This is a genomic window from Nocardia sp. NPDC004123 (genome assembly GCF_053603795.1).
This window is the reverse complement of sequence record NZ_JBSGGG010000047.1, coordinates 1-10,503: the sequence shown is the minus strand read 5'-3', so window position 1 is coordinate 10,503 and position 10,503 is coordinate 1. Positions and strand designations below refer to the sequence as shown.

The 10,503-nt window shown below is 68.1% G+C and carries 10 protein-coding genes; 3 read left to right on the top strand and 7 right to left on the bottom strand.

The annotated features are described in order from the left end of the window. Positions 1–4: 4 nt before the first annotated feature. Positions 5–1,567, bottom strand: a complete 1,563-nt coding sequence (locus ACWEQQ_RS43260; protein WP_433563358.1) for a carboxyl transferase domain-containing protein — start codon at positions 1,565–1,567, stop codon at positions 5–7. Positions 1,568–1,679: 112 nt separating this feature from the next. Between ACWEQQ_RS43260 and ACWEQQ_RS43255 the strand changes: the two genes are divergently transcribed. Beyond that, on the top strand, positions 1,680–2,270 hold the full coding sequence (locus ACWEQQ_RS43255; RefSeq protein ID WP_452344795.1) for an SACE_7040 family transcriptional regulator: 591 nt from the start codon (positions 1,680–1,682) through the stop codon (positions 2,268–2,270). A 254-nt stretch (positions 2,271–2,524) separates the two neighbouring features. Here ACWEQQ_RS43255 and ACWEQQ_RS43250 read toward each other — a convergent pair whose 3' ends face one another. Both ACWEQQ_RS43250 and ACWEQQ_RS43245 read right to left on the bottom strand, forming a co-directional pair. Further along, positions 2,525–3,289, bottom strand: a complete 765-nt coding sequence (locus ACWEQQ_RS43250; protein WP_452352336.1) for an enoyl-CoA hydratase — start codon at positions 3,287–3,289, stop codon at positions 2,525–2,527. 21 nt (positions 3,290–3,310) lie between these two features. Further along, positions 3,311–3,754, bottom strand: a complete 444-nt coding sequence (locus ACWEQQ_RS43245; RefSeq protein ID WP_452344797.1) for an SRPBCC family protein — start codon at positions 3,752–3,754, stop codon at positions 3,311–3,313. A 94-nt stretch (positions 3,755–3,848) separates the two neighbouring features. On the opposite strand from ACWEQQ_RS43245, the gene ACWEQQ_RS43240 reads away from it, so the two are divergent. Further along, positions 3,849–5,075 (top strand): TetR/AcrR family transcriptional regulator, encoded by a 1,227-nt coding sequence (locus ACWEQQ_RS43240; RefSeq protein ID WP_452352335.1) that lies wholly within the window; start codon positions 3,849–3,851, stop codon positions 5,073–5,075. Here the strand turns inward: ACWEQQ_RS43240 and ACWEQQ_RS43235 are convergent. After that, positions 5,072–5,275 (bottom strand): hypothetical protein, encoded by a 204-nt coding sequence (locus tag ACWEQQ_RS43235; RefSeq protein ID WP_452344799.1) that lies wholly within the window; start codon positions 5,273–5,275, stop codon positions 5,072–5,074. The two genes, ACWEQQ_RS43240 and ACWEQQ_RS43235, sit on opposite strands and share 4 nt — an antisense overlap. 564 nt (positions 5,276–5,839) lie before the next feature. Between ACWEQQ_RS43235 and ACWEQQ_RS43230 the strand changes: the two genes are divergently transcribed. Then, positions 5,840–6,271: a BTAD domain-containing putative transcriptional regulator gene (locus ACWEQQ_RS43230; RefSeq protein ID WP_452352334.1), complete on the top strand. Its 432-nt coding sequence runs from the start codon at positions 5,840–5,842 to the stop codon at positions 6,269–6,271. Here ACWEQQ_RS43230 and ACWEQQ_RS43225 read toward each other — a convergent pair. From ACWEQQ_RS43225 to ACWEQQ_RS43215, 3 genes are all read right to left on the bottom strand, one after another. Continuing rightward, positions 6,155–7,924, bottom strand: a complete 1,770-nt coding sequence (locus tag ACWEQQ_RS43225) for a hypothetical protein (RefSeq protein WP_452344801.1) — start codon at positions 7,922–7,924, stop codon at positions 6,155–6,157. The two genes, ACWEQQ_RS43230 and ACWEQQ_RS43225, sit on opposite strands and share 117 nt — an antisense overlap. Before the next feature lie 443 nt (positions 7,925–8,367). Further along, positions 8,368–9,561 carry a cytochrome P450 gene (locus ACWEQQ_RS43220; RefSeq protein ID WP_452344805.1) on the bottom strand — a complete coding sequence of 398 codons (1,194 nt, stop codon included), beginning with the start codon at positions 9,559–9,561 and terminating at the stop codon, positions 8,368–8,370. Between the two features lie 143 nt (positions 9,562–9,704). Next, positions 9,705–10,403 carry a TetR/AcrR family transcriptional regulator C-terminal domain-containing protein gene (locus tag ACWEQQ_RS43215; RefSeq protein WP_452352333.1) on the bottom strand — a complete coding sequence of 233 codons (699 nt, stop codon included), beginning with the start codon at positions 10,401–10,403 and terminating at the stop codon, positions 9,705–9,707. Positions 10,404–10,503: the final 100 nt, after the last annotated feature.

Sequence of the window (10,503 nt, the reverse complement as noted above, 5' to 3'; positions counted from 1 at the left end):
GTCATCACATCCGGAAGACGCCGTAGGAGACGGGCTCGAGCGGGGCCTGCGCGCAGACCGAGAGGGCCAGGCCGACAACGGTTCTGGTGTCGGCGGGATCGATGACGCCATCGTCCCAGAGGCGGGCCGTGGAGTAGTACGGGTTGCCCTGGTGTTCGTACTGCTCCCGGATCGGGGCCTTGAACGCCTCGAGGTCCGCCTCGGACTGGTCACCCCGCACGGTGGCCAGCACGGAGGCCGCCTGCTCGCCGCCCATGACCGAGATGCGGGCATTGGGCCACATCCACAGGAAGCGCGGCGAATACGCGCGCCCGCACATGGAGTAGTTGCCCGCGCCGTAGGAGCCGCCGATGACCACGGTCAGCTTGGGCACGCGGGCGCACGCCACCGCGGTCACCATCTTGGCGCCGTGCTTGGCGATGCCGCCCGCCTCGTAGTCGCGCCCGACCATGAAGCCGGTGATGTTCTGCAGGAACAGCAGCGGGATCTTGCGCTTGTCGCACAGCTCGATGAAATGCGCGCCCTTCATGGCGGATTCGCTGAACAGCACGCCATTGTTGGCGACGATGCCGACCGGGTGGCCGTGGATGCGGGCGAAGCCGGTGACCAGCGTCTTGCCGTATTCGGCCTTGAACTCCTGGAATTCGCCGCCGTCCACCATGCGGGTGATGACCTCGCGGACGTCGTACGGGGTGCGCAGGTCCACCGGGACCACGTCGTACAGCTCGTCCTGCGGCGCAATGGGATCCACGGTCGGGGCGACGTCCCACGGGGTCGGGGTCTTCGGGCCGAGGGTGGCCACGATATTGCGCACGATGCGCAGTGCGTCCTGATCGCTCTCGGCCAGGTGGTCGGTGACACCCGAGGTGCGCGAGTGCAGATCGCCGCCGCCCAGCTCCTCGGCGGTGACCACCTCACCGGTGGCCGCCTTCACCAGCGGCGGGCCGCCCAGGAAGATGGTGCCCTGATTGCGCACGATGACGGTCTCGTCGCTCATGGCGGGCACGTACGCGCCACCGGCGGTGCAGGAGCCGAGCACCGCGGAGATCTGCGCGATGCCCTTGGCGCTCATGTTCGCCTGGTTGTAGAAGATGCGGCCGAAGTGCTCGCGATCGGGGAACACCTCGTCCTGACGGGGCAGGTAGGCGCCGCCGGAGTCGACCAGGTAGATGCACGGCAGGTTGTTCTGCAGCGCCACCTCCTGGGCGCGCAGGTGCTTCTTGACCGTCATCGGGTAGTAGGTGCCGCCCTTGACCGTCGCGTCATTGGCGATGATCACGCACTCGCGCCCGGAGACGCGGCCGATGCCGCCGATCACGCCCGCGCCGGGTGACTCGTCGTCGTACATGCCGTTGGCCGCCAGCGGCGACAGCTCCAGGAACGGGCTGCCGGTGTCCAGCAGCTGGTCCACCCGCTGGCGCGGCAGCAGCTTGCCGCGCGCCAGGTGCCGTTCCCGGGCCCGCTCCGGTCCGCCCAGCGCGCTGACGGCCAGCCGCTCTCGCAGCTCGTCGACCAGCGCCAGATGCGCGGCCCGGTTCCCGGTCCGTGTGCCTTCGGTCAGCGTCATCCGCTCCGCCTCCCCGTTCGGCCGATCCGGCCGCTCGGTTAGTCACCAATAACTGGAAAATAAGATAATCTTCACTAACTGAGTTGTCCAGCACCGGCGAGAGGGAGCCACGGTGAACACTGCGGAAACCGTCACGCTCACCCGTCGTGAGCAGCTCAAAGCCCAGCGTAGGCAGCAGTTGCTCGAGGCGGGGGCGCGGCTCATCGCCGATCGCGGATTCCTGGGCATGCGGCTCGACGACCTGGGCGCGGCGGCCGGGATCAGCGGGCCCGCGGTGTATCGGCACTTCCCCAACAAGGAGGCGCTGCTGGTCGAGCTGCTGGTCGGCATCAGTCAGCGGCTGCTCGACGGCGGCCAGGCCGTGGCCGAGCAGGCGGTGTCGCCGCAGGAGGCGCTGAGCGGGCTGGTGGATTTCCACCTCGACTTCGCCCTCGGCGAGCCCGAACTCATCCGGATCCAGGATCGCGACCTGGAGAACCTGCCGGAGTCCGCGCGCCGTCAGGTGCGGCGCACCCAGCGGCAGTACGTGGAGGTCTGGGTGGCGGTGCTGCGTGAACTGCGGCCGGAGCTACCCGAGCAGGCGGCGCGCGTGCAGGCGCACGCGACTTTCGGCCTGATCAACTCCACGCCGCACAGCGCGCCGGCCAGCGCGACCCGCGCACGACCGGTGCTGCGGCGCATGGCGCTCGCTGCCCTGGGGTGAGGTCGGCACAGGACCGAGATCGACGCCTGGGTGAGATCGGCACTGGGCTGAATTCCCCTGGCGCGGTATGGATGTGGCGCGGGCGGAGATGATCCGCCCACGCGGAGCGAGGCCGGGCGAGGTGACCCGCGGCCCGACGAGCCCAGCGACCACGCCGCGGCGTGGGGCACTCGCGGTGGCGGGCCGAATCTCCCCGAGCGCGGTCGGGGACGGTGGCGCGGGTGGATGTGAATCCGCCCGCGCCACTGTGTTTTTCAGTTCTTCGAACCCGTGATCCGGGTCTGGGCCGCGGCCAGGCGGGCGGCGAATTCCGGGGATTCGAGGGAGGCCAGCTGCGGCACCACCTCGGTGTTCACCGCCTCGGCGTGGGCGGCCAGGGCGCGGGTGGCGCGCATGGTGCGCTTGGTGGTGATGAGCAGCTCGCGCGGGACTTCCGCGGTAGCGGAGGCGAATTCGACGGCGGCGGCCACCAGGGCGGCATGATCGCCGTCGACGACGCGGTGCACCAGACCGGCCTGGGCTGCGGCGTGCGCGTCGAGCACCTCGCCGAACAGCGTCATGGCCGTGGCCTGCTGCGGACCGACCGCGCGCTGCAGCATCCAGGTCATGCCGCCGCCCGGGTGGATGCCCAGGCGCAGGAAGCGAGCGTCGAAGCGCGCCTTGGGATTCGCGAATCGCACGTCCGCGGCCAGGGCCAGGTTCAGGCCCGCGCCGACCGCCGCGCCGCCGACCGCCGCGACGGTGGGCAGCTTGCAGCGCGCCACCGCCAGGAAGCCCTCGTAGATGGCCCGCAGGCCCTCCTCTTTCGCCTCACCCAGGGCGGTCAGGTTCGCGCCCGCGCAGAAGGCCGGGGGCGTGCCGGTGACCACCAGCGCGTGTACCGAGTCGTCGCCCTCCGCGTCCGCCACCGCGTCCGCGAGATCGGCGGACAGGTCCAGCGTCAACGCATTCCGCTTGCCGGGGTCGTGCACCGTTACGAGCGCCACTGAGTTCAGGCGCTCCACCTTGATCTCCGCCATGGCCCCAGATGGTAACCCGCGTCACCGCCCGCCCAACTCGCGCTCCGCGGTTCGCAGCACCATGACGAAGCCGCCACGCACCACCGGCAGGAAGATCCGCGTCCACAGCGGCGCGAGCACTGGCGCGGCGATCTCGAAGGTGGACGACCAGCACACCCGGGTGCCGGCGGCGACCGGCGCGCAGGTGATGGAACCCTCCTGATGCCGCAGGGGCGGAACGGAATTCAGCAATCGGTAGCGCATGAGGCGGGGCGGATCGTATTCCACGATCTCCTCGGTGAGGCGCAGCAGCGGGGTCACCACCAGGCGCACCGCGCCCGCACCGTTGCCCGCGGTATCGCCGGGACGCACCAGGGTGACGCGGCGAACCATCGGGACCCGTTGGTAATTGGTGACATCGGTGAGCCAGTCGAAGACGTCGGGCGGTGCTGCCGCGATGGTGCGTTCGACATCGACCGTGCGCATGCCGGCTCCGTTCTGATGGACGCGGATCCTGTGGGCAGCCTACGAGATCGGCGGCGCGGCGTCGACGGAAATGCCTGGTGACTACCATTGCGATATGACCGTCGAGGAGCAGCCGCAGCGCGTGATTCGCCGCCGCCCGAAGAACCGGCGCGCCCAGATCGCCGCCACCTCGGCCGCCGCCTTCGGTTCGCTGGGCTATCACGGCGTCAGCATGGAGGACATCGCCGCGCGGCTCGGCATTTCCTCGGCCGCACTGTATCGCCACTATCCGAGCAAATACGCGCTCTTCCGCGAGGAGTTGCTGCGCCTGGCGCGGCTGACCGCGGAGGCCGCCACCCCGCCCGACGAGTCCGAGGGCCTGTCCCCGCGCGAACGGCTGGACCGGGTGCTGGACCGGTTGATCGCCGAGACCATCGCCAATCGCGCCACGGTCACCCTGGTGCGCTGGGAGCGCCGCTACCTCGACGACACCGACCGGCAGACCCTCGAGGAGCAGTTCACCGCGGCGCTGGCCACCCTGCGCGGGCTCATCGCGGATGTGCGGCCCGAACTGGACGGGCACAGTCGCGCGGTGCGGGCGGTGTCGATACTCAGCGTCATCTCCAGCATTGGCGACCATCACGCCACGCTGCCCGCGAAATCGCTGACGGCCCTACTACATTCGGCCTGCGACGCCATCATCGCGACCGAGCTGCCGCCCGAGGGCACCGTCGCCGAGCCGCCGCGGGCGGTGGAGATTCCGCAGAGCTTCAAGCACGAGCTGCTGCTCAAGAAGGCCGTCGAGCTGTTCCACGCGCGCGGCTATCCGAACGTGAGCGTGGAGGACATCGCGGCGGCGGCGGATCTGTCGGCGGCCTCGGCGGTGTACCGCTACTACCGCAGCAAGGGCGATCTGCTGGCCGCCGCGTTCCGACGGGCGGCGGATCGGGTGTCGGGGGCGATCGGGCCGGCGGTGGCGTCCTCGTCGAGTCCGGCCGAGGCGATGAGCAAGCTGGTGGACCTATATGTCGCGGGGTCGTTCGCCGAGCGCGAGCTGACCTTCGTGTACTACGCCGAGTTCGGGCACGTCGCCGCCGAGGAGCGCACCATGCTGCGCAATGTGCAGCGGCTCATCGTGACCGAGTGGGTGCGGCTGCTGGTGGCGGTGCGCCCGGAACTGTCCGAGGGCGAGGCGCGCATCCTGGTGCAGGCCGCCTTCGGTCTGGTGGTGGACCTGGGCCGGGAGTTCGGCGGGTATCCGGCGATCTGCCCGCAGCCCAGGGTGATCCGGCTCATGGAGGTCACCCTCTTCGGAGCCGGGACGCCGGAGTCCCGAGGCTAACCGGCCAGGGTTTTCAGCGGGGTGAACGGCGCGTAGTCGCACACGTGCCCCTTGTCCCACTCCCACAGCGAGATCGGATCGACGGCGACGCCGCTCTGCAGGATGAGCCGCCAGCCGGCGTCCTCCCGCTGCCAGATGTCGCCGTCGCGGTCCCAGTAGAGGCCGATGGTGTTCGGTTCGACCGTGTCACTCCGGCTCATGGTCTTCCTCTCATAGCTACCCGTCAGCGATTGCGAGACTCCGGGCGGCCAGGCTGCGGCACGCATGATCGCCGCCGGGCACGGCCTCGTCGTCCTCGCTCCTGCTTATTGCGGTCACCATTGGCAATCCCGGTGCAGCTGTCATGCCGAAAAGTATTCGCCGCCACGCTTCCGGGACTCTTTCGTGGTGATTAGGGCTTCTCTTCTGAGCAAATATATTTGCCAAACATTCGCCGATGGTTGAAGCTGCACGCGCGAGTCGAATTCACTCACCGGTTTCCGCCGTTTGCGGCCGCGTCGCGGCGGAATAATTGCTGTCCTATGGTCGAACCGATTCACGTACTCGGCCAGATCTCAGCATAGAAGACCAGTCGGTTGGTTTGGGGGCCATCATGTTACGGACTTCGCCGGCCCGCCTCGCCACTGCGAGCGGCCGCGCCACCAGCGCCGATCGGCTCATCGACGATCTGCGGGAAGACAATCCGCCGCATACCGGCCTGTCGATACCGCAAGTGCACATTCGCTATACGGGGGCTAACAGATCTCCGGCTCACTGCGGCGGAAATGCGCGCGGCGGTGGAACTGGAACGCAATCGGCTCGGCGAGGTCGCCGTCGAACTGCGCACCGTCTTCGACGCGCATCCCGAACGCGAGGAAATCACCCGGCAGCTCGCGACCGCGCAATACCGGGCCGGGCAGCAGGCCCATGCGCCGCCCGCGCTTGCGCACTCGCGCGTGTATCCGAGCGTCGCCGAATACAGCATCGGCCCCAGTCGAGCGCGGTGGGCGAGACCTCGCGGGCCGCGACCCACCACGCCGCCGGGCCCTACCGGACAGAGCACCCCGACGGGCGCCCGGTCCGGACCTGCCCAGGCAGGGTCAGGGACGTCGTCGATCGTCGATGCGGGAGACCCACGCGGCCGGCAGGTCGTCGGAAAGGACCGGTGCGCCGAGAATTTCATCATCGAGGCCGAACGCGTCCAGCAGCGTGGGTAGCTTGTCGGCGAGGTTGTCCAGGGCCAGGCGGAGCTGCTGCTTGATCGTCTGCACAGCGTCGATGTCGAGCAGGCCGCGGGTGAGGTACCAAGTGGCGTGCTGATCGAGGTAGCTCAGTGCGAAAACGTCACGCACGGCGATGATCTCGGGATGATCGGAATACTGGTGGAGCAGCTGCAGCGCCTCTTCGGCGCTGTATGCCTCGGCCAGCTCCAGCACCTCCGGAATGATCGCCAGCCGGGCTTCGAGCCCCGGCGTCGTCAGATAGTGCTGCGTCTCCTCCACGATCGTCAGAGTGCGTGTGCTGAACAGGCTCATGCGGTCGCCGGGATCCGCGCCATCGTGCACGCGGACTTCGGGGACCGGCTTCCCGGCCAGGTGCTTGGCCAGGACGCGGCCGGCCACGGAGCCGAGCACGTGGCAGTCGCCCTCGCCGGTGATGGCCGCGTGACAGACACCGAGATAGTCGGCAACCCGGTTGGCGCTGAACATGCCCTGGGCGGCCATCTTGAGGCGGCTGTTGGTCACGGACTGCAAGGCGTGCGGCTGGATGTAGTGCTTGGCCAGCATCACCGAGACGACGGTGTCGCGACTGGTGAGATCGCTGCCCGCGAGCGATGTCTTGATCGCGTTCCCGTAGATCGTGCGGGCGACGGTGCCGGCCAGATCGGTGAGCAGGGTGTCGCGCACGTGCGGGATATCCGCCATCAGCGGACTGTCGAACGGTGTCAGCGGCACCACCCGCTTGGAGGCGTAGCGCAGCGCGATGTAGAGCGCGGCGCGGGCGGAGGCGTTCAGGCAGGACGAGAGCGCCAAGCGTCCCACGGTGAGCTGGCTGATCGCCGAGGCGAATGCCCGCTTCTGGCTGGTCTCGTCGCGCCAGGTCAGCACGCCGTCGTCGTCGATGGTGGCCAGGTCGTTGCTCAGCCAGGCGCTGCGCTCGACCCGGAGATTGTCGAAGCTGATCACCGAGTTGTCCATGATGACCAGCGGCTGGTGGTCGAGCTGGGTGATCGTCACGCCGGGCGCCGCTTCGCCGTCGGCACCGCGCAGGCGCGCCGTGAACAGATGCACGCCCTGATCGACGCCCGCCGAGTCGATGTAGCGGGCGCCGACGACGCAGACCCGGGACACCGGGATGCCGACGCTCGGCATGAACTTGCGCGCCCGCGGGTTCGGGGTGTTGATCACGAACCCGTCGCCGTCCCAGGTCGCGCGGGTCTGCATGAACTGGATGTTGGAGCCGCACCCGTACTCGGTCAGCAACATGACGCCGATGGCGGAGGCGTCGTCCAGATCCTCCAGATACGGTGCGGCCGAATCGGAATCGGTCAGCGTGGCGAGGCTGCCCGAGGCCAGGTTGTAGTGGCCCGAGATCAGCGGAATCAGGTCCGTCGCCAGCACTGCCGCCCAGTCGAACACCGCGAACAGCTGCGGGAGGCTGGTAGCGACATCGCTGGTGCTACCGATCTCCTGGACCAGATATCGCAGCTGGTCGTAGGCGTTCTGCCGGCGCTCCGCCTGGCTCTGCTGCTCAGTGACGAAGTAGTCCGGGTTGCTGAGCACCTTCTGCAGCTGCTGGTCGAATGCCAGGTCACCATGCCGAAGCAGCTCGGCCAGCGATGTCCCTTCCTTGCGCCCGTGCGTATCCATAACCGCCTCCTACTCATTCACGATCCCAGCGGCGATTCGTCCACCACTGGGCATGCGAGACGATCGCTGCCGAACTTCGATGCACCGGGGGCCACCGTTGGCGCACGCTCACACGGGCACCGCGGGGACCGGAAAGGGAGCCGGGCGATCACCTGTCAAAAGTTCGACGCACCACACACCTTCACGTGAAGTCCCCGCGGCGACGGTCGCCCGAGCTGGTCCGGTCGCCGGGGTGGCAGGTGTGTTCGTACCGGTTGGGCAGCAGCGCATACCCGCTGATGAGCCGACATTACGGCCGCGTCGAACTGCGGCAACACCGTTGCCGCAGAACTACCTTCGACCGACCGTGTCATGGATTGTATTGTTACACAATTCGTGTCGCGGCTCACGGTGAACAATCACAGACCGGGGTCACCACGGGTCCGAGGCGCCGGAAGCTGCACCTACACAGCGGGAAACGGCCTGGTAGGCGGGAACACCACGGGCAACTCGGTGAGCGCCCGGTGGAACGGGCCGGGCCGCCACACGAGATCGTCTGCGGCGACCGCCAATTGGATTTCCGGGAGGAAGTCCAGCAGCTGATCGATGACCTCCTGCGCGAGCAGACGCCCGTACGACTGGGCGTGCACGGGGCAGGCGTGATCGCCGGAGCTGAACGCCAGGTTCCATGCGTTGCCGAGGGATTCGCCCGGGTTCAACTCCGGATCGGTGTTGCAGGCGGCCATGCTGATGATGACCGGCTGATCGGCCGGCAGCCACACGTTCTCGATCAAGGTGGGTTGCCGCGGGTAGGTGATGCAGTAGTTCGCCATCGGCGGGTCGGTGGCGAGCCGCTCGCCGATCGCGGTGCTCGTCGGCAGCGGAATCCCCTGTACGGCACTGGTGAAGCGGCTGTCGGTCATCATCAGCAGCAGGGTGTTGGCGATGAGATTCAGGGGCGGTTCGACACCTGCCGCGAACAGCAGGACCAGCTGATGCACCATCTCCTCGTCGGACAGCCCGGCGGGATGCTGGACCAGTCTGGTGGTGACGTCGTCGCCGGGCTGAACCCGCTTCAGCGCCGTGAGGTCGAGCAATGCCTCGCCCATGCTCGCATTCACGGTCTCCGTATCCACGCCGTCGAACATCGCGGCACTGGCGGCCGCGACGCGCTGACCGATGTCCGGCGGGCAGCCGAGTGACTGGCAGAAGACCGAGAAGACCAGCGGGAGGGCGTACTGGCTCAGCACGTCGGCCCGTCCGTCCTCGCAGAAGGTGTTGACCACGGGGATCGCGGTGCGCTCCACCATGGATCGCACCGAGTTCAGGTCGATCCCGGCCAGGGCGTCGCTCAGCGCCTTGCGGTAGCGAGTGTGCACCGGGCCACTGGTGCGGATCGCGTTGGGCCGGTACTCGATCATCGGCATGATCGGGATATCGCCGGGCACGGACCGCTGCCAGGCACTCGGATCGGCCGGAAAATGAGTGGAGTCGTTGAGAATACGCACCGCGGTCGCGTATTTGACGACCAGGGTCGCGGGTACTCCCGGCCAGATCTCGACCGGCACCAGCGCGCCATAGTCGCTGCGCATCCGACGGTAGTACCCGTGGGGATCGGCAGCGAATTCCGGGCTGTAGATCGGGATTCGCGGACCCATGTCCTCGACCGGCGACTTCGAGCTGGCGGTAGCACCCTGTTGCGTGTGCTGCGGATACACGTAGTCTCCTTGGAATCGGTTGCGGCAGAATAGTACCCAAGGCAGCCTCGGCCCCCAAGGGCCCGCAGATCCGAAACTGCCGGTTAACGAGGTTTCGGGCGGGTTACACGAATCTGGCCGGAAGGCGTTGTGTCCATGAGAATTATGGCGAAGCCGTGGACGAGGGCCGCTACGGCGAACTCGAAACGGGTGCGGTCATCGGTGCCCGCGCCGGTGCGTGCCGCCTGCAGGATCAGCGGGAATTCCTCGGGCTCGAGGGTTTTCAGGTAGTCGACCGACCCTGGATCACCCGCCTCGTTGACGGGGGTCGTACGGGCTTCGGAGTTGGCGTGGGCCACCACGAACAGGGTGAGCGCGTTCAGGGCGTCGAGGGCGGGGCCGAGATCGAAACCTGCCTCCACCAATAGTTTCAGGCCGCGTTCGGCGGTGTGCAGGGTCTTCGGGGTCACCGCGGGCCGGGTCGCGACCAGCGGCAGCGCGCCGGGATGCGCGAGCAGCGCGGTCCGCAGGGCGCGGGCGTAGTCGACGAGGACCGATTGCCAAGGGCCGTCGGTGAATCCGGCGTCGGCCTCGGACATGACACGCTCGACCATGCCGTCGAGCAGGGCGTCCTTGTTCGGGACGTAGTGGTACAGGGTCATGGCCTCCACGCCGAGTTCGGCGCCGAGCTTACGCATGGACAGCGCGGCCAGGCCGTCCCGATCGGCGAAGGCGAGCGCCGCGTCGAGCACCTGCTCGCGGGAAATGCCTGCTCGTTCGGCTCGGGTGCGCTTGGCGGCCATCGGGTTTCCCTAAGTTTGTAGGTGTCTGGGGTTGGTGCCCTGGATGCCCAGGGCGGTGGGGTGTAGCTGATCGGGTTTTGCCTGTTGTCGAGGCTCGAAA